At 64.8% G+C, this 21647-nt stretch carries 20 protein-coding genes and 1 pseudogene; 15 read left to right on the top strand and 6 right to left on the bottom strand.

Translation table 11 applies throughout. From position 1 onward, the window contains the following. Positions 1-187: 187 nt before the first annotated feature. Complete coding sequence (locus RF701_RS17495) at positions 188-763, top strand: recombinase family protein (RefSeq protein WP_308815813.1); 576 nt, start codon at positions 188-190, stop codon at positions 761-763. Positions 764-787: 24 nt separating this feature from the next. On the opposite strand, the gene RF701_RS17490 is transcribed toward RF701_RS17495, so the two are convergent. Beyond that, on the bottom strand, positions 788-1615 hold the full coding sequence (locus tag RF701_RS17490) for a hypothetical protein (protein WP_308815812.1): 828 nt from the start codon (positions 1613-1615) through the stop codon (positions 788-790). A gap of 29 nt (positions 1616-1644) precedes the next feature. On the opposite strand from RF701_RS17490, the gene RF701_RS17685 reads away from it, so the two are divergent. The 5 genes from RF701_RS17685 to RF701_RS17470 all read left to right on the top strand — a co-directional run bounded on the left by RF701_RS17685 (position 1645) and on the right by RF701_RS17470 (position 5737). Beyond that, on the top strand, positions 1645-2142 hold the full coding sequence (locus RF701_RS17685; RefSeq protein ID WP_374758665.1) for a deaminase: 498 nt from the start codon (positions 1645-1647) through the stop codon (positions 2140-2142). A gap of 175 nt (positions 2143-2317) precedes the next feature. Beyond that, positions 2318-3640 carry a DNA (cytosine-5-)-methyltransferase gene (dcm, locus tag RF701_RS17485; RefSeq protein ID WP_308815811.1) on the top strand — a complete coding sequence of 441 codons (1323 nt, stop codon included), beginning with the start codon at positions 2318-2320 and terminating at the stop codon, positions 3638-3640. Then, entirely contained in the window at positions 3579-4100 is a 522-nt protein-coding gene (locus RF701_RS17480; protein WP_308815810.1) for a very short patch repair endonuclease, read from the top strand. The genes dcm and RF701_RS17480 overlap by 62 nt, the downstream gene beginning before the upstream one ends. After that, positions 4087-5331 carry a type II restriction endonuclease gene (locus RF701_RS17475; RefSeq protein WP_308815808.1) on the top strand — a complete coding sequence of 415 codons (1245 nt, stop codon included), beginning with the start codon at positions 4087-4089 and terminating at the stop codon, positions 5329-5331. The genes RF701_RS17480 and RF701_RS17475 overlap by 14 nt, the downstream gene beginning before the upstream one ends. Before the next feature lies 1 nt (position 5332). Then, positions 5333-5737 carry a hypothetical protein gene (locus tag RF701_RS17470; protein WP_308815807.1) on the top strand — a complete coding sequence of 135 codons (405 nt, stop codon included), beginning with the start codon at positions 5333-5335 and terminating at the stop codon, positions 5735-5737. A 4-nt stretch (positions 5738-5741) separates the two neighbouring features. Here the strand turns inward: RF701_RS17470 and RF701_RS17465 are convergent, their stop codons facing one another. Then, positions 5742-6245, bottom strand: a complete 504-nt coding sequence (locus tag RF701_RS17465) for a hypothetical protein (RefSeq protein WP_308815806.1) — start codon at positions 6243-6245, stop codon at positions 5742-5744. 702 nt (positions 6246-6947) lie between these two features. On the opposite strand from RF701_RS17465, the gene RF701_RS17460 reads away from it, so the two are divergent. From RF701_RS17460 to RF701_RS17440, 5 genes are all read left to right on the top strand, one after another. Then, complete coding sequence (locus RF701_RS17460; RefSeq protein ID WP_308815805.1) at positions 6948-7436, top strand: hypothetical protein; 489 nt, start codon at positions 6948-6950, stop codon at positions 7434-7436. 403 nt (positions 7437-7839) lie between these two features. Beyond that, the gene (locus RF701_RS17455) at positions 7840-8478 is read left to right on the top strand and encodes a transcription elongation protein SprT (protein WP_308815804.1); all 639 of its coding nucleotides are present in this window, start codon (positions 7840-7842) and stop codon (positions 8476-8478) included. Between the two features lie 65 nt (positions 8479-8543). Continuing rightward, positions 8544-9197 carry a ParA family protein gene (locus RF701_RS17450; protein ID WP_308815803.1) on the top strand — a complete coding sequence of 218 codons (654 nt, stop codon included), beginning with the start codon at positions 8544-8546 and terminating at the stop codon, positions 9195-9197. Further along, a complete protein-coding gene (locus tag RF701_RS17445) occupies positions 9197-9529 on the top strand; it encodes a hypothetical protein (RefSeq protein WP_308815802.1) in 333 nt (110 codons plus the stop codon). The genes RF701_RS17450 and RF701_RS17445 overlap by 1 nt, the downstream gene beginning before the upstream one ends. Beyond that, positions 9526-10479, top strand: a complete 954-nt coding sequence (locus tag RF701_RS17440) for a replication initiator protein A (RefSeq protein ID WP_308815801.1) — start codon at positions 9526-9528, stop codon at positions 10477-10479. Before RF701_RS17445 ends, RF701_RS17440 begins: the two co-directional genes overlap by 4 nt. Before the next feature lie 412 nt (positions 10480-10891). On the opposite strand, the gene RF701_RS17435 is transcribed toward RF701_RS17440, so the two are convergent. Both RF701_RS17435 and RF701_RS17430 read right to left on the bottom strand, forming a co-directional pair. Then, positions 10892-11596, bottom strand: coding sequence for a phosphotransferase (locus RF701_RS17435; RefSeq protein ID WP_083748081.1), 705 nt, complete (start codon positions 11594-11596; stop codon positions 10892-10894). A 1-nt stretch (position 11597) separates the two neighbouring features. Continuing rightward, the gene (locus tag RF701_RS17430) at positions 11598-12227 is read right to left on the bottom strand and encodes a recombinase family protein (RefSeq protein ID WP_076709881.1); all 630 of its coding nucleotides are present in this window, start codon (positions 12225-12227) and stop codon (positions 11598-11600) included. Between the two features lie 95 nt (positions 12228-12322). Between RF701_RS17430 and RF701_RS17425 the strand changes: the two are divergent. Continuing rightward, positions 12323-12925 (top strand): annotated as a pseudogene (locus RF701_RS17425) (DUF4158 domain-containing protein); the annotation flags it as partial. Positions 12926-12997: 72 nt separating this feature from the next. Here RF701_RS17425 and RF701_RS17420 read toward each other — a convergent pair. Together RF701_RS17420 and RF701_RS17415 are read right to left on the bottom strand one after the other, a co-directional pair. Next, entirely contained in the window at positions 12998-14371 is a 1374-nt protein-coding gene (locus RF701_RS17420; RefSeq protein WP_285139561.1) for a cell wall metabolism sensor histidine kinase WalK, read from the bottom strand. Then, positions 14368-15090 (bottom strand): response regulator, encoded by a 723-nt coding sequence (locus RF701_RS17415; RefSeq protein WP_308815722.1) that lies wholly within the window; start codon positions 15088-15090, stop codon positions 14368-14370. Before RF701_RS17415 ends, RF701_RS17420 begins: the two co-directional genes overlap by 4 nt. Before the next feature lie 396 nt (positions 15091-15486). On the opposite strand from RF701_RS17415, the gene RF701_RS17410 reads away from it, so the two are divergent. From RF701_RS17410 to RF701_RS17400, 3 genes are all read left to right on the top strand, one after another. Beyond that, the gene (locus RF701_RS17410; RefSeq protein WP_308815721.1) at positions 15487-17745 is read left to right on the top strand and encodes a TonB-dependent receptor; all 2259 of its coding nucleotides are present in this window, start codon (positions 15487-15489) and stop codon (positions 17743-17745) included. A 158-nt stretch (positions 17746-17903) separates the two neighbouring features. Next, positions 17904-18488 carry a recombinase family protein gene (locus RF701_RS17405; protein ID WP_285139558.1) on the top strand — a complete coding sequence of 195 codons (585 nt, stop codon included), beginning with the start codon at positions 17904-17906 and terminating at the stop codon, positions 18486-18488. Positions 18489-18494: 6 nt separating this feature from the next. Next, entirely contained in the window at positions 18495-21461 is a 2967-nt protein-coding gene (locus RF701_RS17400) for a Tn3 family transposase (protein WP_308815720.1), read from the top strand. The last annotated feature ends 186 nt before the right edge of the window (positions 21462-21647 follow it).

The following is a 21647-nucleotide window of genomic DNA, read 5'->3' as shown; positions in this document are numbered from 1 at the left end:
GGATCGTTCGATAGGTTTTTAACACACGCCAGCCGAATGGGGCCTGAAAGAGCGCTCAGTGCCCTAATCGCGCAACATCAATTCGAACGCGAGATTTTCAACAGCCACGTCCGGTTGTGACACCGGCTCACTGCCCTCGCTTTTCCAAGGGTTTGCAGGTGTCAGAAACCCGTGTCAGAATGCAGGCATGGAAATTGGCTATGCGCGGGTGTCCCGCGGCGACACCCAAGACCTTGCTCCACAGCTCCGAGCGCTGACCAACGCGGGATGCGATCCGATCTATCAGGAGGAAGCGTCGGGCGGTCAGGCTGATCGTCGCGAGCTGGCGCGTGCGATCGGCGCGTTGACGCCCGGCGACGTGCTGGTGGTGTGGAAGCTTGATCGGCTATCACGTTCTCTGCGCGACCTTCTGTTCACGCTGGAGGCAATTACCGCGGCCGGTGCCGGCTTTAGGTCGCTAACCGAGGCTATCGATACCACCACCGCGCCAGGCCGGCTGATGACGCAGATGCTGGGTGCGTTCGCCGAGTTCGAGCGCGCCATGATCCGCGAGCGGACCATGAGCGGGCTGGCGCACGCGCGCAGCGCAGGGCGACACCTTGGACGCCGGCCAAGCCTGACGGGCCAGCAACGCGCCGAGATCATCGCCAAGGCAGAAGCCGGGCAAGGCTCCCCTGCCCAGCTCGCCAGTCTATTTCGTGTATCTCGCTCGACAGTGCAGCGCGTGCTGCGAAAGCATCGGGAACACCAAAATTCAGTTTGATCGAGATGGCCAGCAGTTGTGAGATCAAGGCTGCGCGTTCTGGTTGGCGTTTACTACGATATGAGGAGGTGCGTACTGCCTGATGGTCCTGACCTGTGCCGGTTTCTGCCGTTCGAGGCTAAGCGCGCGCAAAACGGCAATCTCGCGCTCCAATTCAATGATCTTCTTGTTGATGTTATCGGCATTGATATCATCGACTCGTTTGGAGAGCTGGTCGTATTTGACCGGAATCTGGCGGTATTCTGACCATGTGCTGAAACCAATGGGCGCAAATATTGCCGCTATCGACACAAGGACCGCTACGACACCAATAATAGCGGCGATTTTTGGGAAGCCGAGTATCTCCTTCGCTATTTCCGAAGACAGGGAGTCCATATCTAGGAAGGTCCGGGCAAACAGCGCTGATCTTTCTGTGGTCGAACGAAGGTAAGCGTCTCTGGGTTGACCGGATGGTGCTGCACCAGATGCCCGGTGCCGATTGAATACGACACGGAAAAACGGATCGCCTTTTGAAATGGGAAAAGGTGTCTTGCTCAGATTGACGAGAGCCGTTGAAAGGGAGCCCGTCCAAGATGGATCGACGACCCCGACATTGAGAGCCAGCACACCCTTGTGTGTCCATGTTGTTCTTAAAGTAGCCAGACCGGTTACTGTTTCGGGCAGTGCAAAGGTCTCTGTCGACACCACCCAAGCCACCCCCCGGGGGGGGATAACGTAGCTGTTTTCGCTGAGTATCTTGCCGCCGATTACGATATCCCCAACGGTCGCATCGTAGGAGGTGGGCCGCCAACCGCCCGGCACATCGTTGGAAACAATGTTTAGGCCACGAATCTGTGCCTGTGTAAGCAGCATCGGCAAACCCCCTTGTACGGAACACCATAGTGCGCTTTTCGTCCCTTACAGAAGCCGATCGCTTCTACCTTGCGGAGGCCTTCGCAGAGAGGCTCCACACCGACGACCCAAAGGCGAAAACCGTGCCTCAGTCCGCAGTTGGGGCTGTAATCGCTAACGCCAGTGGCGAACTCGCGCGGTCCTCGAACGTCATTCCGCCAAGATTAAAGGCTGAAATGGAAGCCGCGAACTTGGGGGTAGCTACCGAGGACCGTTATCATATCATAGAACATGCCGAGCGGGCCGCCCTGTTTAAAGCTTATTTGGCCGGAAAAAATCTCGAAGGAGCTACTCTGTATTGCACCAGATTTCCATGCAGTGATTGTGCACGAGCCATTGCGTGGTCTCCTATCCGTAGAGTTGTACTTCCAAATGGGTTTGCCGGTGAAAAGAGGTGGCTGGAGGCTCAACGGGCGGCACTCAGGATATTGAGAGGTTCTGGGATAAAGGTACGATACCTCCCGGCTGGAGATCAGGAGCCGTCGTAAGGCAGGGCGGGTTATTGTCTGCAATTGTCGGTGACGGGGGGGTAGCCATTTGGCGCACTCTCAACCGTCCCCTTCCTCACAGCGGTATCGAAGCCTCGGGCATGGGGGCATAGCTGGTCGCAGATGATGGCGGGCTTGACGATCTTACGGCAAATGAATCGCCTTTTGTTCTTGCTTGAGGGGAATCACAGCGTCATTGTGGCACAAATCTTCCCAGAGGTGCCGCTTGCCGTCCGTATCCGAGTTTTCCCGTCTTCGTACCAGCGCCGGCATCAGCGTAGATGCCCTTGCCGACTTGGCGGGGTTTTCCCGCAGTACGGTTTATCGTTGGGAGCGCGGGCTGACGCGGCCACGCCGGGCGGCCGTGAAGCTGCTCGACACGATGATCCGCGATAGTCGAGCGGCGAAGCCGCAGACGAAATCGCCGGGCAAAGCCTTCCGTTTCATCGACCTGTTCGCCGGTATCGGCGGCCTGCGCCGCGGTTTCGATGAGTATGGCGAATGCGTCTTTACCAGTGAGTGGGACAAATATTCGCAGGCCACCTACCTCGCCAACTACGAGTGCGAGCATGAGGTTGCCGGCGACATAACCAAGGTGCCGGTGGAGAGCATCCCGGCACACGACCTGCTGCTGGCTGGCTTCCCGTGCCAGCCCTTCTCAATCGCCGGGGTGTCGAAAAAGAACGCGCTCAACCGGCCGCACGGCTTCGCCGACGAGACGCAGGGCACGCTGTTTTTCAACGTGGCGAAAATCATCCAGCACCACCGCCCGCGGGCGTTCCTGCTGGAGAACGTCAAGAATCTGGTCAACCACGACAAGGGCCGGACGTTCGAGGTCATCCACCGCACGCTGACGGCCGAGCTGGGCTATCAGGTCCATTGGAAGGTCATCAACTCCAAGGCGTTCGTGCCCCAGCAACGCGAGCGCATCTTTATTGTCGGCTTCCGTGATCCCAACGATTTCACCTTCGCGGACCTCGTGCTGCCCGACATGCTCAACGGGCCAAAACTCGGCACCATCCTGCATCCCGAGGACGGCACCGAGGAGCTGGACTCCCCCTACACCCGGGGCAACATCGCTTCGGTGTCGGAAAAGTACACGTTGACCGATCACCTGTGGCGCTACCTCCAAGGATATGCCGACAAGCACAAGGCAGCGGGCAACGGCTTTGGGTTCGGGCTGGTCGGACCGAACGACGTCGCCCGCACCCTGTCGGCACGGTATTACAAGGACGGATCGGAAATCCTTGTCGAGCAAAAGGGAAAGAACCCCCGCCGGCTGACGCCGCGCGAGTGTGCCCGGCTGATGGGGTTCGATGAACCCGATGGCCGCGACTTCATCATTCCCGTGTCCGACACGCAGGCCTATCGCCAGTTCGGCAACGCCGTCGTGGTGCCGGTAGTGAAGGCGGTCGCCGAGCATATGCTGCCGTGGCTTGTCGATCGCGCCGAGATCGCGCCGGAACGGCTTCAGCGGAAGCTGGCGCTTGCCGGGTGATATAGTCGATGCGGCGACGCGCAGCCGCATGATGGCCGGGATCAGGGGGAAGGACACCAAACCCGAGCTGGTGGTGCGGCGCGGCCTTCACGCGCTTGGTTTCCGGTTCCGGCTTCATGATCGCGCCCTGCCCGGCAAGCCCGACATGGTGTTGTCACGGTGGCACGCGGTCATCTTCATTCACGGCTGTTTCTGGCACGCGCATGACTGCCCACTGTTCCGCTGGCCGGGGACCCGGCAGGATTTCTGGCGGCAGAAGATCGGGCGTAATCAGGAGCGCGACGCCGAGGTGGAGGCTGCGCTTGACCATGCTGGATGGCGCGTGCTGAAAATCTGGGAATGCTCGATGAAAGGCCCCGGCCGGATCGGGGCGGACGCCGTCATGCCACTCGCGGCCGACTGGCTCCGCTCCGATCGGAAACGGGGGGAGATCAGGGGGACGCTGCGTGCCGGTGGGTGATCTTGTCGAGTGGATGGACGAATATGGCGGCCCGGGCTTCGTCTGGTACGTGAAACGCCTGTCGGGCAACGACACACTGGCGAACGAGAGCCATCAGGCCGGCCCCTACATCCCGCGCGAGGTGCTGTTCCCGATCTTTCCTGCACTCAACCGCAAGGACGTGAAGAACCCTGACGTATGGTTCAGCCTGTACGTCGATTCCCATGCCGACCACCGGGAGGTGAGAGCGGTCTGGTATAACAACCACTATCACGACACGACCGCCAAGCGCGGCCGTGATGAAACGAGGGTCACGAACTTCGGGGGTGGGGCGTCTGCGCTGCTCGATCCGGAAAGCACCGGTGCGCTGACCATCTTCGCGTTCCGCAAGGTCGCGCCGCCCGAGGTGGCCGGCTGCCATGTCTGGGTTTGCCGGCACGAAACGGAAGAGGATCTGGTTGAGGATCGCGTTGGTCCGGTTGAACCAGGCAAATGGCTGCTGTGGCCGCCGGCGCAGGGCGGATTGCTCGGCCTGTTGCAGGGGCCGCCCGTGCGGGCGAACTGCTGGCTCGCCGACGATGAAATCCCGGCGGCATGGCGGACGAAGTTTCCGTCCGGTGTCGATATCATCCGCAAGGCCGTCGAGCTGCGCGCTGACGCCGGCCTCGATCCCGACAAGCGGCTGATGCGTCGCCGTGATTGCGAGTTCGAGATTTTCCGCAGCGTCGAACAGGCTATCGAGCTGCCGCACATACAGGCCGGGTTCGCGTCGGTGGACGACTTCATCGCCCGTGCTCAGACCGTTCTCCAGCGCCGTAAGGCGAGGTCCGGCCGATCGCTGGAATTGCATACCCGCGCGATCTTCATGGAGGAGCGGCTGATCGAAGGAACACACTTCGCCCATCAGCCGGAATCCGAACCCGGCAAGCGACCCGACTTCCTGTTCCCCTCCGTTGCCGCCTATCGCGACGCAGATTTCCCTGCCGACCGGCTACGAATGCTGGCGGTGAAGACGACGTGCAAGGACCGCTGGCGGCAAATCCTCAACGAGGCCGATCGCATTCCTGCCAAGCACCTGCTGACCTTGCAGGAAGGCGTATCCGAGCCGCAGTTCCGCGAGATGACCAATGCGGGCGTGCAGCTCGTGGTGCCTGCCGGCATTGCCGATACATTTCCCAAGGACGTTCGCCCGCACCTCCAGACGCTGGAGAGCTTCATCGGCGATGTACGGTTGCTGCCGATCGGGGGCTGACGTGACGCGCCTCAACCATGATCGTCCGCAGCTCCGCTGGATGGATAATCTCCGGCGGGAGCTGGGCCACTTGCCTGCCGATGTGCCCGAACGCGCCATCGCCCACGATTGGCCCCCATTTCTTCGTCCGGTTGCAGCAAGTCCATCGGCCTTGCGGGCGCTGTTTGGCCTCATTGAAGCTATGGACGAATGGTTCGCCGGTACGGGGCCGATTTCCCTTGCCGAGCAGCCGCCGCATGTCTCGACAGCTTTCGACGCATTTGCCCGCAGCAGGGTCCACCACCCCTATGACCCGCGTTTTTCCGGGCTGGACTGGCTCGAAGCGGGCGATGGCGAGGCCCCCGCGCGGGGAGACTTTCGCCATGCCTTGGTGACTTTGCTGAATGTATCTGCCCACCGCGCCTGACAGGTCAGGCGCGGATCGTGATCTCGATAGCGGTTTCGGGCACATTGAACGTTGCTGCCAAGCCCGCCTTCGCCGCGGCGATCGTCAGGCCGGCAGGGGCATTGTCCTTAGCCCGATCCACCGCAAAATCCTCCACCTTCTTGAAGTCGAGCGCCTTGAAGTCGCGCACCTTGCCCTCATCGTCCGTGTAGTCGCTGTCCTTCCAGTAGGCGACCGGGTTGCGCGCCCCTCCCCACTCCTCCTCCCAGGTCACAAGTGCGTAGTGGCTAATGAGTATCTTGTAGCGGCCCGCCGTCTCGGTGGAGGCCACCACGTCGGACACCTTGCCGACGAGAAATGCGGACCCGTGCGGTTCCGGGCCTTCAGGCTGATCGTTGGCATTGCGGCATACCACCAGATAATCGCACCTTGAGGCGCGTACCCGATCCAAGGCCCAAGATTGCGACCCCCCGTCCGCCAAAATTGTCTCAACCGACTTCGACGTGAATACCGCTACAATGTCGCTCATGGATACCTCCCTGTTAGTATCACTATATATGCAATAAAAACGGCAAGGTATCAAGATAGTTCCGATAATGTATGGGTGGGAGCCGGCGTGGCAGTTTCGGCTGGCTGCGGCCCCTCGCCCTGCGGGTGACGACCGCTCACGGAGTTGGGCTAGGTTCACCCTGAAAAGCCCTTGGCGTGGCCGTGATGCGACGCCGATAGAGGCAGGAGAGCGCCGTTGTCGTCCTGCCGGGCAAAGCCTTAACGCCGTTGGTGCGGCTCGCTATCGTGCGATGTGCTTTGTCTTCATCCTCATTGCCCGGCGGCCCCAAACCCGCTGAGCTGGCAGCAAATAGTCGATCATCCTGCCCTTGGCTTGCAGGCGGGGACCAAGGCCGCGGCAGCGGCGTGGCTGAATGCGAACTTCTCCAATGGCCCCACAGTGCCGCCAAGTCCGGTGCCGAACCTGCTATTCCCGTGGCAGACGCAGCAGATACCTATGCCCAAGGCAGCGTTTGACCGACTTCTCAGGGCGTGCCCCTGCCTCTACAACCAGATCAAGATACCCTCGTCCGCAAGGGCCATTGTTCACTTCTGCGAGCTTACCCTTGGCACGCCTATTACGTCAGCAAATGTGCATGACGCCTTCCTCATACAGCATCCGCATAAGGGGCCAGGCTTCAATCCGGGTCCGGCCATGCCGTGTGGAGCTGGCGGAGCGATCATGGAATCGCTTTGCAGCGAGGTTCTGACCAGCGCCGGCATTCCTGCCATGTTCACTGACGCTACGGGATGGCCGGTATGGAAAATGCCGGGCCATGTTCTGATGAACAGCGGCAAAATGGCATCCTTGCAGGCGCTGGGCGATATTCTGATACCCTGTGCCCCGACCAACCTGGTGATATCGATCAAGAGCGAGGTCGCGCGCGAGCGGCTGTTGTATTCCGCCAACTCGATCGAAGGCGTCGGTTTCGGCTTCTTCAAGGAGCCGGAGGAGTTCTGGACCAGCTCCAGGATGAGCCTCTACAAGCGTATGGGCTTTTCGGCGATCTATATGCCCGACGCGACCCACGCGGCAGTAATGAACCGCGTTTTGGCGACGGGCGATGAGCGGCACGCCGTCAACATCAACGGAACGGACCTGTACCGGCCACTTTCGGTCTTTGGCGACGACATGAACCGGGTCGTTGGACGATCCAGTGCCCTGCTCTGACGCGAATGGACCAAGCGACTAAGCGACTAAGCGACTAAGCCAGTAAGCAGGAACTGCGCGTCCGTTCCGGATCGCGCTCTATCTCCGCTTCGCTCCGATCGAGCCGCTTGCAGCGTCTCGCCCCGTGCGGGTGACGATCGCTCGCGCGAGCGGGCGCGGACACGCCCGCCGAGCGACGCCGGCAACGCCGGCGACGTAGGTTTGTCGGGGAGGGGAAAGGGGAGCGCCGCCCCCCTCTCCAGCAACGGCAATCAGCCGGGCCGTGGCTCCTCCGCTTCGCTCCGTGCGCCCGCACCACCCCGGCAGATTCCCGCTGCCCCCTCACCCCCCGCTGTTCGCCACGAGGCAGGGCCGATGGCCGAGTGCCATCGCCCAAGGGCGATGCAAGGAAGAAAGACGGAACATGGATCACGACAATCGCGAGAGCTGGCTGAACCGGGTGGCGATCGGCATGGCGCCATTGTTCGAGGCGCTGGACGCCCCCCTGCCCTCCCGCGTTCGCGTCGCGATCGGCTTTACCAGCCGCGGCGCGCGGGGCCGCGCAATCGGCGAGTGCTGGGACAACCGTTGCAGCGGTGACGGCCATTTTGAGATCTTCATCCGGCCGGACCTGGCGCATGCCCCCGACGCCATGCCGGCGCAGATCGTGGCGATCCTCGCGCACGAGCTGGTCCACGCCGCAGTCGGCATTCCAGCCGGGCACGGGAAGGCGTTTAAACGGCTTGCGGTAGGGCTTGGTCTGGTCGGGAAGATGACCGCCACCACGCCGGGCGACGCCTTCCTCGCGACAGTTGCGTCCATCCTCGCGGTCGCAGGCCCCCTCCCCCATGCCCGGCTCGATACCGGCGGCGAGACGACGCGGCCGAAAAAGCAGGCGACGCGGTTGCTCAAATGCGAGTGCAAGACGTGCGGCTACACGGTGAGGGCCGCGCGCAAATGGCTGAAGGAAGTGGGCGCGCCGGTGTGTGCGATCGAAGGGCACGGTGCGATGCGTCATGATCCGCTGGACGCCGACGAAGGTGCCGGTGAAGATAAGGACTAAGAGACTTTACGACTAAGCGGCTAAGCGGCATAAGTCGCTTAGCCGCTTAGTAAGGAGCAGCAGCTATGCAGGTATGGGCTATCATCGCGCAGAAAGGCGGGCAGTCAAAAACCACGCTATCGACCGGCTTCGCCGTCGAGGCGGCGAGGGAGGGTGCAGCCGTCGTGATCCTCGACGCCGACGATCGGCAGGGATCGGCGCTCTACTGGTCTGAGCGCCGCGACGATGACGACGTGATGGTGAAGGACAGCAGCGTCGCGGGCCTGCCGCTCCACGTCTCGCGTGGGCGCAGCAGCGGCAAGATCGACCTTATCATCATCGACACGCCGGCGAACTCGAAGGACATTGCCATGCTCGCGGCCGAGCAAGCGGATTTCGTTATCATCCCCGTTGCGCCGCGCGGGCTCGACGTTCATTCGGTGTTGCAGACGGTCAAGCAGGTGCAGCAGGCGGGGACGCCGTTCGCCGTCATCCTTACCCAAGTGCCTCATCAGGGCGGGGAAGGGCAGGAGGCGAGCGCCGGCTTTGCGGCCAAGGGCGTGACGCTGTTCGACAGCCGGCTCCACTATCGCAAGGACTTCTACAAGGCGACGCCGCTGGGGCGCACCGCGAGCGAAACCGAGCCCGACAGCAAGGCGGCGGCCGAGCTGCGCGCCAGCTACGCCGAGGCTAAGCGACTAAGCGGCTTTACGACTAAGCCAGTAAGCGAGGCAGCATAATGGCGCGCAAGCCTTCCGCGCTCGCCGGCATCTTCGATGACGAAGCTGTGGAGCCGGCACCGGTTCCCGTTGCCGATACCGCGCCTGAGCCGCGCCCGGTTGTGTCCCCGCGCCGATCGCAGCGGCCCGCCGACGCGCCGGCGCCGGCCACACCCGCGCGCCGCAGCAGTCATCCGGGCAAGAAGCCGGTGCTGATCCACATTCCCGAGGACATGCACCGCGCGTTGCGTCAGCTCAGCGTCGAGGAGGGCGGTGAGCCGCTGACCGTCATCACCGAACGGTTGCTCCGCCAGTATCTGGTCAAGCGAGGCCATACCAGGTTTGCGCCGTGACCAAGCGACGCGATCCCAACCCCGAGTTCGACCTGTTCATCCCGGCGCTGGGCGACCTTCCGCTTCGCGACCAACGGGAGGTCATGGAGCGGCCGTTCTTCTCGCTCCAGAAGCGCAAGCGCCTGAAGCCGATCGAGTACAAGAGCCCGGACGGCGAGGCATGGGTGCGCGTGCAGGCTATCCCCGACTACGGCATGGCGACGATATGGGATGCCGATATTCTGATATGGGCGGCATCCACGCTCAACCGCATGAAGCAGCAGGGCCTGAACGACCTGCCTCGTACGCTGACGACGACGCCCTACGACCTGTTGCGCGCGATCAAGCGCAGCACCGGCGGCCGGGACTATCAGGAGCTACAGGCGGCGCTTCTCCGGCTTCAGACCACCAGCATCACGACCTCTATTCGCGCCACTAAGCGGCGGCAGAAGGCTGGCTTCAACTGGCTGGATAGCTGGACGTTTGACACCGACGCCGACACCGAACAGCCCCGCGGCATGACGCTGACCCTGTCCGATTGGGTTTACGAGGGGATCGTCAACGAAAAGTCGTTGCTGACCATGCACCCCGACTATTTCCTTCTGTCGGGCGGGCTGGAGCGGGCGCTGTATCGCATCGGACGCAAGCACGTCGGATCGCAGCAGGGTGGGTGGGTGTGTCGCGTCGAGCTGCTCCGCGACAAGACCGGCAGTGATGCGCAGCCCAAGGAGTTCAACCGGATGCTCCGTCGCGTGATCGAGGCCGACCAGCTCCCCGATTATACGATGGAATTGACGGAGACGGCAGACAGGAGCCCCGCAGTGCGTTTCAAGCGGCGCGGCGAAGCCGAGGCGCTTGCGCTTGCTGAAAAGGCGCGAGCCGAAGAAGAGCGACGCGCACGTTTCGACGCCGATCGCCAACGCACTGAGGAGGTGGACGCCCGCATGGACCGGCTTGCCGGGAGGCGCTGACTATCGGGGTTTCACCCACCGACCCAGTAACTATCGGGGTATCACCCACCGGCGGAAGGCGACCAACCGGCTGCCCGCAGCTTGCGCCAACACCGGCGGGACCATCTGCTTGTGGATAACCAGTTACGGACGCCGCTTTTGAGGCCCGGCGGCTCGGGGTTTCACCCACCATTGCTTCGGGGGATCACCCACCGTGATATCGGGGGATCACCCACCGAATCACGGGGTATCACCCACCACGTGGTTCCGCAGACCGTTGATAACGCTGGGAATATTCGGCTTTCTGGACCCCTTAACCTTCTTAACGATTCCTATTTAACAGAATCACTTAACCTCACCACCGCGACCAACGAACAGGAAGGGGTCGGTTCCGGCTGAGGGCGAAATGACACCCTAAGCGGGTCGTGAAGGGTCAGGAGTAGCCAGTGGGGAGCAGCCGCTCGACGATGTTGAGCGCGGTCCAGTCAGCGCAACCGGCGGCCCAATCCGCAATCTCCGACTTGCCTCGCGCGCGGGTCGATGCCGCCAAGGCGGTTTGCCTGGCCAAGGCATAGACCGCCAATCGGGCGACCGTACATTCCGGCCAACCATATCCGTGCGCGAAAACATCCAACCTGCGGATTTGCTCATCGGCAGAATAGTCATCGTTGCCGAGGTCAAGCCAGGTGAAGGCCGAATATCCCGCGTCCCAGAGTCTTTCTCCCGGACGCGCTGTGTCGAAATCGATCATCGCGCTCGGTTCATCGGCCTGGAATACGGTGTTGGTAGGAGCCCAATCGTTGTGACACACGACCTCGAAGCCACCTTCCCTGACCGAAGGCATGGTGGTGGTGGCATCGTGGAAACCCCGCAGCAGAGCCGCGGCCATGCGAATTTGCGCGTCCGTGTAATAGCCGAGATCATCAGGAACCGAGCCCGGGATGAAGGACAGCATCTCTCGGCCTGCCGTGTCGATACCGAGGAACCTGGGCGCTTGGCTGAACCCGACATATTCAAGATGCAGGAGGCAGTCATGCTGAAACGCCACGTTGTGGGTGACGGGACGACGAACGGTATCGCCTATCCGAACCACTCCCGGGGTGGTGCGTCCACCGGTAAGGCGTTGACCTTCCGTCATCTCAGACGACCACCTCGCCGACGGGTTCCGTGTCCACCCGCGACCGGCCTACGATCGCGGCGACAGTGTTCTTGCTGAGGCCGAGGTCGCGCGCGATCCAGCGATAGCTGCGGCCTTCGGCGACGAGCGCCAGAACCCTGGGGGCGAGCCGGTCGGACTTGGGTTGGTCGCCGGCCTGCCGCCCGAGCCTTCGACCACGCGCCCGTGCCGCGGCGAGGCCGGAGCGCACCCGCTCGCTCAGCATATCGCGTTCGAACTGCGCGATGCCGGCGAGCATCGTCGCCATCATCCGCCCGTGCGGTGTGTCGACCTCGAACGTCATGCCGCTCATCGCGACGACCGACACCCGCCAGCCCGACAGCCGGTTGAGCGTATCGAGCAGATCCTGCGTCGACCGGCCCCAGCGACTGAGTTCGGTGACGAGGATCGCATCGATATGGCGGGCCTGCGCCAGCTTCATCACCTCGGCGCGTGCCGAGCGGTTGGCCTTCATGCCCGAGGCGGTTTCGCGGAAAGTCCCCACCACCTCATAGCCGCCCCGCTCGGCGAAACCGGCAAGGTCGCGCAACTGCCGCTCGCACGACTGGTCGGCGGTCGAGACGCGGGCGTAGATGGCGGCGCGTTGTCCCAATTGAACCTTCCCGAAAACCGGCCTCGAAAACCCTTGATCTGCGCGGGGTCAGTGTTGTCCAAAACAGACTTCTGTTCAACCGGGACACTTGGGCCATGCCGCGCCGCCATATCCTGAGCGCCCGGCAGCGGTCGGCGCTGCTCGACCTGCCGAGCGACGAGGCATCGCTGCTGCGGCACTACATCCTGGCCGACGACGACCTGATCCATATCGACCGGCGACGCCGGCCGGAGAACCGGATCGGCTTCGCGCTGCAACTGTGCGCATTGCGCTATCCCGGCCGTATGCTGGCACCAGGCGAGGTCATCCCGCTGGCGGTGTCCGCCTTCCTCGGTGCCCAACTCGGCATAGCGGGCGACGCGCTCGTCCGCTATGCTGTGCGACGCCAGACCCGCCAGCAGCATATGGAGATGCTGCGCCGGACCTACGGCTACAGGGCGTTCCCGGGTCAGGGCGCACCGGCACGCGCATTCCGCGACTGGCTGCTCGTCGAAGCCGAACAGGCGCGTTCGAACGACGATCTCGCCCGGCGCTTCGTCGCCCGCTGCCGCGACACCATGACCATCCTGCCAGCGATCACCACTATCGAGCGGCTGTGCGCCGACGCGCTGGTCGCGGCCGAGCGCGGGATCGAGAAGCGGATTGCTGCGCGTCTTGATCGCGTCGCCTGCACCCGGCTCGACCGGCTGACGACCGAGATGGGGGCGTCACATAGAACGGGCACAGATATACGCTAGCGCCTGGGCAAGGCCGACGGACGGTGCGGGCCGTTACGCAGAAGGCAACTTAAGCGTCGCGATGGTTCCGCCGTTCGGGGCATCGGCCAAGGTGAAGTCACCGCCGTGTCCGGCCGCGAAGTCGCGGACGATGCTGAGGCCAAGGCCTGCGCCGCCCGTGTCGCGATTGCGAGAGGCGTCGCCGCGTTCGAACGGACGCAGCACGCGCTCCCGATCGCCGGCCGGAATACCGGGGCCGTCATCGATTATCGATATACACACATTGGTGTCGGCTTGTCGCAGGGTAAGCCTGCCGCCCCCTGCATAATCGATCGCGTTACGCAGGAGATTCTCGACTGCGCGCCGGAAGGTGAGTTCGGGCACTGAAACGCGCGCTTCGTCACCGGGCAGGAGCCGGACGATCGCGCTGCGCTGACCCATATCCTCAACGATTGCAGTGAGCAGAGGCCGGACATCCACCACTTCGGCCGGCGCGGCGGCGTCGCGGGCGAAGGCCAGAACCTCGCCGATCATCGCCTGCATTCGTTCGACATCGGCGACCATGCGGGCACGCTGCGGCTCGGGCGCGGCCTCGATCCGCAGGCGAAGGCCGGTCAGCGGCGTGCGCAGGTCGTGGGCGATCGCCGTCAGCATCCGCGCGCGCTCTGCCGCCTCGATGGCGAGCCGGTCCCGCATCGCGGCGATCGCCGCGGCCGCTTCGCGCAGTTCACGCGGTCCTTCGTGCGGAAGCGGAGATGCGCGATCGTCGTCGAGCGCCCCGGCGAGGGCACGAAAAGGGCGGGTCAGCCGCCGCGCGAAAATCCATGCGATGGGAGCAAGCAGCAGGAGGCTGATGGCCAAGGCGATCAGAATGTTGCGTTGCCATCCGCCGAGGAACGGCCGCGCAGGCTCCACGCTGAGCCAGCGACCGTCCGGCTGTCGTACGCTCGTCGTGAAGGCGGTCATCGGCAGGCTGATCAGTGCGGCGCGGGCCACGCCGCCTGCGGCACCTGGCGCGACCATATCGAACCGGCCCTGCGCCCGCTGCACGAGGACGAACGCCGGCGGCAGCGCAGCGGCACCGGGGCTGCGCGCCATCTTGATCGTCGCCTTCTGGACATGCATGCCCATCCGCGCCGTACCGTCCGGCCATGTCACCCGCACGTCGCGCGCAGACCGGCCCAACTCAGCGGCGATCAGTCCTTCCAGCATCTTCAGGCGCGCACCTTGGGGCGGCTCGGCAACGAGATGGCGTTCGAATCCGGGAACCGGCCTGTGCAACGCCGCGATGGCTTCGCCTGCGCTGACGCGCAGCACGGGCGGCTGAGGCGCGAGGATGACGATCGCGGCGGTGGTCGCGACGCTCAGTGTGGCGACGGCGACGCCGAAGCCGCCGATCGCCACGAGCGCGCTGGGTGCGCGCCTCATGCCGGATGGACCGTTGGCAGGAAGCGGTAACCGACACCGCGCACCGTCTCGATCAGGGGGTCCGGATGCGCCTCGGCCAGCTTGCGACGCAGGCGGCTGACGGCGATGTCGATCGCCCGGTCATAGGACACTGCGTCCAGCCCGCGCGCGAGATCGAGCAGCGCGTCGCGCGTGAGGATACGGCCCGGGCGGCTGACGAAGGCTGCGAGCAATGCGTGTTCGCCCTCGCTCAACGATAGCACGCGTCCGTTGGGATCGCGCAGACGTCGCTCGGCCATATCGAGCCACCAACTGGCGAACACCACTCCGCCGGATGCGCGGCCGGCAGCGGGACGCTCCGCCCCCGGCCTTCGCAGCAGCGCCCGCACCCGCGCCAGCAACTCGCGCGGCTCGAACGGCTTGGTCAGATAGTCCCATGCGCCGACTTCCAGCCCGACGATCCGGTCTGTCACGGCGTCCAGCGCGCTGAGCATCAGGATCGGCGTACCGGCGGGGGCGAGCCGGCGGCACAGCGACAGCCCGTCCTCTCCCGGCATCATCACGTCGAGCACGATCAGATCGACGGATGCCTCGGCCAGTTCGCGTTCGCACGTCGCGGCGTTGCCGGCGGTACGGACCGCATAGCCGTGCCCGCCGAGGAAGTCTGCGAGCGCATCGCGGATGCTGGCATCGTCGTCGACGATGAGGATCGTGCTCGCTGCGATAATCTCGGCTTTCATGACGTGGTTCTACCAAGGTCATGTAGCATTTGCGTATCATGGCTCGCTACCGAACGGCCATCACCACGCTACCCTGCTCCGCTTGAACGCCACCCGGACGAACGGTCAGGGGAAAATGGCATGAAGGTGAGACACAAATTCGTGGCGGGGTTGCTGGCGGGGGTGGCGTCGAGCGGGCTTCACGCACAGCAGACGTCAGGGACTGCCGCTTCCACTCCGCCGATCCAGGTTCCGACATCGCCGGGCCGGGCGGATGTGCCCGCCGACACGCCGATCCCTGCCGAAGGCACCGTACCCCGGATGGAGTTTCGCGGTGCCGATGGGAAGCCTCTGCCCCCCGAGATTCAGCGTCAGCTGGAAGAGCGGTTCCGCAAGGATCCGTCAGCGCTTACGAGGGTGACGGGTGAGCCCGGTGCAGGCGCGAACGGAAGCGACATCGTCGTGACCGGACAGCGGCCACGTGGTGCGGTGGTCGGCGACCTTCCGGCCGAACGCACGTTCAACCAGCTCGACATCAGGGCGTTCGGTGCCGACAATATCGGCGCGCTGCTGGAGGCGATCGGTCCGCAGGTGGCGAGCAACCGAGGGCGCGGGGACGGCGGCCCCGTCACGTTGCTCAACGGCCGGCGCGTGTCGGACTTTTCCGAGATCGCCCGGATACCCACCGAAGCGATCGAGCGGATGGAGGTGTTTCCCGAAGAACTGGCGCTTAGATACGGCTATCGAGCCGATCAGAAGGTCGTGAACGTGGTGACGTACGAGCGCTTCATCTCTCGCGTCGGCCAAGTCAGCTATATTGCGCCGACCGACGGAGGGCGCGACAACGGCGTCGGCAATGTCGACTATCTCAGGCTCCGCGGGGATACCCGCATCGGCCTGGGCGCGACGTACAACCGCGCCGCGTCGCTGCTGGAGAGCGACCGGGATGTGCAGCAGTTTTCCGGATCGCCGGAGCTCGGCCGGTTCCGAACGCTCTTGCCGTCAAGCGAGCAGGGTTCCGTCAACGTGCTGGTCGGCGGTCATGTCCTGGGCGACGTGTCGGCGACGTTGAACGCCCGTTTCGAGGCGAACAGCAGCGCGAGCCTGTTCGGGCTCGGCGTGGATGGCCCGCTGCGGCGTGACAGCGACCGTCGCGTCGGGCACCTCGGCACCACGCTGGGCGGCAGGACCGGGCGGTGGCTGTGGACGTTCACCGGCAACTACGACCGTACCAGCACCAAGGTGCTCACGGATGTCTCCGATACGATCGTCATGCGCGACGAGGCACGGTCGATCGACACGCTTGCCAATGCCGACCTTCTCCTGACCGGCCCGGTTCTGGAACTGCCCGCAGGACCGGTGTCGGCGAGCGTGCGCGGCGGTGTCGATGTTCGCGACTTCGAGGGCCGATCGTCACGTGGCGGCCCTGATGGCCGATCCGACCTTTCCCGCGACCGGGCGTCGGCGCAGGTCAGTCTCGACCTTCCACTTCTCAGCCGTGCCGGCAGGATAGCGTCCCCGATCGGCAACCTTTCCGCCAACGTGAACCTCGCGGTCGAGCGATTGTCCGATGCCGGAACCTTGCGAACCTTCGGCTACGGTTTTGCCTGGTCACCGGTGGATGCGGTCGGCTTCATCGCTTCCGTCACCAATGAGGAAGGCGCGCCGACGCTGGAGCAGCTCGGCGGACCGTTGCTGGTCACCCCCAATGTCCGGACGTTCGATATCGGCCGGGGCGAGGTGGTCGACGTCACGCGAGTATCGGGCGGCAATGCGGCCCTTCGTCCCGACGATCGTCACGTCGTCAGGATCGGGCTGAACGTCCGCCCCCTCGCCCGCACCGACCTGACCCTCAGCCTCGATTATGTCGCCACGCGGATCGACGATCCGATCGCCGCCTTTCCGATTGTGACGCCGCGGATCGAGGCCGCCTTCCCTGATCGCTTCACGCGCGATGGCGAAGGGCGGCTTCAGCGGATCGACGGACGTCCACTCAACTTCGCCGAGTCTCGTCAGGGGCAGGTACGTTGGGGCATCAACTTCACCCGGCCGTTGGGACCGGTTCCCCCAGGCATTCAGAACGCCCGGACGCGGGTGTTTGCGAGCGAGGCGGAAGCCCGGCGGGCGCTGCCGAATGCCGTCTTCACCCGCGCCGAGCCGGGGAGCGCGATGTCCAGAAATGCCGCCAACCTGACGAGCCGGGTGTTCGTCAGCCTGTACCACAACTGGTACCTGGAGGACGCGATTACCCTGCGCGGTGGTCTTCCCGCACTCGACCTGCTCGACGGCGGTGCAGTCGACTTCGGCGGTGGCCGGCGTCGTCACGAGGTCGAGTTCCAGGCCGGCGCCTTCAAGCGGGGTCTCGGCGCCCGCGTCACGGCCACCTGGCGGAGCGGAACCGGGATCGGTGGATTGGCCAACGCCGCGGACGACCTGCGCTTCGGCGATTTCGCGACAGTGAACCTCAGCCTGTTCGCCAACCTTGCCGAACGCTTCGGCGGTTCCGCTGCACCCGCATGGCTGAAGGGCACGCGCGCGACCATCGGCGTCACCAACCTGTTTAATACCCGCCCGCAGGTGCGCGACCGCGCCGGCGCGACACCGCTCAGCTACCAGCCCGCCTATCTCGACCCGCTCGGACGCGTGTTCAGCTTCAATCTGCGGAAGGTCTTCTGACAGGTCGGGCGACCGCCATGACCTGTCGCCAAACAGGTGATTTCCGCTGGGCGGACCGAGCTGATGATAACCGGAAGCCAAAGTACGCCAAATTTGCACGACAAACCCTGTCGTCTTGTTCTACTATGCGGAAACCGGGCTGGGAGGGTTTGTCGTACATGCTGGTGGGGTACATGCGGGTGTCGTCGGCCGACGACCGGCAATCGGTCGACCTTCAGCGTGACGCGCTGATCGCGGCCGGGGTGGATGAGCGTCACATCCATGCCGACAAGGCGTCCGGCGCGCGCGACGACCGTCCAGGCCTCAAGGCCTGCCTCGCCTGGCTGAAGGAAGGCGACACACTGGTGGTGTGGAAGCTCGACCGGCTCGGGCGCTCGCTGCCGCACCTCCTGTCGATCATCACCGACTTCCGTACGCGCGGCATCGCCTTCCGCTCGCTGACAGAGGCGATGGACACGACCACGCCGCACGGCGAGCTGCTGTTCTCGATGTTCGGCGCGCTGGCGCAGTATGAGCGTGCGCTGACCCGCGAGCGGGTGATGGCCGGACTCGCCGCGGCGAAACGCCGGGGGCGGCAGGGCGGCAGGCCGCCGATGATCGACGCGGAGAAGATCGAGGCGATCACCGCCGCGCTCGACGGAGGCGCGAGCAAGGCGGCGGTGTGCCGCAACTTCGGCGTCGCCCGCTCGACGCTGATCGATACGCTGGCAAGGATCGGGTGGACCGCCCCCGCCAGGGCCTGATCCCAATTGCCACGCCGTTCCGTCCTGACCGAGGCGCAGCGCGCCGACCTCCTCGCCTTGCCGGAGGACGAAGCCACGCTGGTCCGGCACTGGACGCTAAGCGCCGAGGATCTACGCGTGATCGTCAGCCGCAGGCGCCCGCACAACCGGCTCGGCTTCGCGATCCAGCTATGTGGATTGCGATATCCGGGGCGGCTACTCCGGCCGGGCGAGGTCATCCGCCACGCCCCGCTCGCCTTCGTCGGCGAGCAACTCGGAATCGCGCCGGAAGCACTGGCCGACTACGCGGCGCGTGGTCCGACCCGCTACGAGCAGCTCGACACGCTGCGCGATGTGTTTGGCTTTCAGCCCTTCTCCCGGCCCGTTCGGGTGGAGCTTCAGGCGTGGCTCCTGCCGCCTGCGCTGACGACGACCAACGGCGTGGCATTGTCGAGACTGCTGCTCGATGAATTGCGCCGGCGCCGGATCATCGTGCCGGGCATCACGCCCGTCGAACGGATGGTCGGCAAGGCGTTGCTCGATGCCGAGCGCCATGTGGGCGACCTACTTACCCGAAACCTCACCGTCATGCGGCGCGACCGGCTCGATGCGCTGTTGGACGGGCATGACAGCACATCGACCAGCGTGCTGGCGTGGGTACGTCAGCCGCCAGGCAAGCCGGGACGCCGGGCTTTCTCCGCGATCCTCGACCGTCTGGCGGTCCTGCGCGCCATCGACCTCGATCCGGGCCTCGTCGCGGCGATCCACCCCGAACGGCTGCGTCGCCTGTCACAGGAAGGCGCCCGGCTCACCGCCCAGCATCTCGCCACGCTCAACCCGGTACGCAGGCGTGCGGTGTTGGTCGCCACCGCGATCGAGACGCAGGTGACGCTGACCGACGATGCCGTGCTGATGTTCGAGCGTCTGTTCGGACAGCTCTTCCGGCGTGCGGAACGTCGCGAAGAGGCTGCGCTGAAGCGCGACCGGCGAACAATCAACACCAAGATACGCCTGCTCGCCCGGCTCGGCGAGGTGGTCATGACGGCGCGCAACGGGGGAACCGACCCGCTCGCGGCCATCGAGAGCGTCATAGGTTGGGATGCACTGGCGACGGAGGTCGAGGAAGCACGCCGCCTCGTCCGCCCGGACCCGCTCGACCCTATCGAGCTTGCCCGCTCGAATGCGCCGATCCTCCGCCAGATCGGACCGGCGTTCATCGCCGCATTCACCTTCGGGGCGGTGCCGGCCTGCGCTCCGCTCGCCCACGCCGTCGCCGTCATGCGCGACCTCGGCAGCAGTCATCTGCGCAAGCTGCCGCCTGACGTGTCGCTCGGGTTCCTCCGCGCCACCTGGCGACGACGCATCGACCGCGCCGCCCTCGATCGACGGACATTCGAGTTCTGCGTGCTGGCCGAACTACGCGATCGGCTGCGCGCCGGCGACATGTGGGTCGAGGGCAGCCGACGTTATCGCGCGGTCGAACAGCAGCTTATTCCTGCACCGGTGTTCGCCGCGATGCGCGACGCAGGGCCGTTGCCCGTGCCCGTCGCCGATACGGCCATGGGCTGGCTGGCCGAGCGCAAGGCGTTGCTCGCGCGTCGATTGGCGGAGGTCGAGGCGAAGATTGCAGCCGATACGCTGGAGGACGTGCAGCTCGCGAACGGTCGTCTGCGCATCTCACCCCTGCGGGCGATCACGCCCGACGAAGCGGAAAGCGTGCTCGCCCCGCTCTACGCGCACCTGCCGTCGATCCGGATCACCGACCTGCTCGCCGACGTGGATCGCTGGACAGGCCTTACCGACTGTTTCACCCATCTGACGACGGGACGGGTGCATGACGATCCGCGCGCGATCCTCACCGCCGTTCTCGCTGATGCCACCAACCTGGGCCACGCCCGCATGGCCGAGGCGTGCGGACTGGTGACGCAGCGCCAGCTTGGATGGCTGTCGGCCTGGCACCTGCGCGAGGACAGCTACGGCACGGCGCTGGCGAGTCTGGCTGATGCGCAGCACCGAATGCCGCTTGCCGCGATGTTCGGCAGCGGCACCGCATCCAGCTCGGACGGGCAGAACTTCCCGCTCGACAGGCGGGCGCAGGCGACCGGCGCGATCAACCCGCACAAGGGCAGCGATCCCGCCGTCTCCTTCTACACGCACGTCTCCGACCGTTATGCGCCGTTCCATTCCAGGGTCATCTCCGCCGGAGCCGGCGAAGCGGCGCATGTCCTGGACGGCCTGCTCCACCATGGCGCTGACCTCGCGATCGAGCGCCACCATACCGATGGGGGCGGCGTCTCCGATCATGTCTTCGCGCTATGCCACCTGCTCGGCTTCCGCTTCGCACCACGCATCCCGAATATCGCCGCCCGGCGCCTGCACTTGTTCGCCGACATGCGGCCCGGACCGGATATCGCCCCGCTCGCGGCGCAGCCGATCGATGAGGCGCTGATCGCCGGTCACTGGACCGACGTGATCCGGCTCGCGACCTCGATCCGCACCGGCGTCACCAGCGCATCGGTGATGCTGGAACGGCTCGGCTCCTATCCGCGCGCGAACGGTCTTGCACTGGCGCTGCGCGAAATCGGCCGCGTCGAGCGCACGCTGTTCACGCTCGACTGGATCGAACGGCCCGAGGAGCGCCGCCAGGCCACGCGTGAGCTGAACAAGGGCGAGGCGCAGAACGCACTCAAGCGCGCGATCTTTTTCCATCGCACCGGCCGCATCCGCGATCACGGCCTGCAAGCCCAGGGACACCGCGCCAGCGCACTCAATCTGGTCGCCGGCGCGATCGTGCTGTGGAACACCACCTACCTTGAAGCCGCCATGCGCCATCTCGATCGGCAAGGCCGCCCGGTGTCGCCCGACCTGCTCCAGCACCTCTCCCCGCTCGGGTGGCAGCACATCAATCTGACCGGCGACTATCTCTGGTCCGATCCTGCACCGCGTGATGGCGAACTGCGCCCGTTTCGTCAGACCGTCCGGCTGCCGGCATGATCGCCGTTACCGTATATCTGTGCCCGTTTTATGTGACGCCCCCGAGATGCTGCCAAGCGCGATCAGTCGCTTCATCTGGCTGCGCCGGATCGAGCCGGGCAACAATTCCGCCGCTGCGAACCGGCTGCTCGACCGGTTGGAGTTCCTGCGCGCGATGAACCTCGATGCGGGTCTGCTCGCCGACGT

The sequence above is a fragment of the Sphingomonas sp. GV3 genome, assembly GCF_031082075.1.
GTDB lineage: Bacteria > Pseudomonadota > Alphaproteobacteria > Sphingomonadales > Sphingomonadaceae > Sphingomonas > Sphingomonas beigongshangi.
The sequence above is the reverse complement of the archived record's forward strand: the minus strand, read 5'-3'. Positions and strand labels throughout refer to the sequence as shown.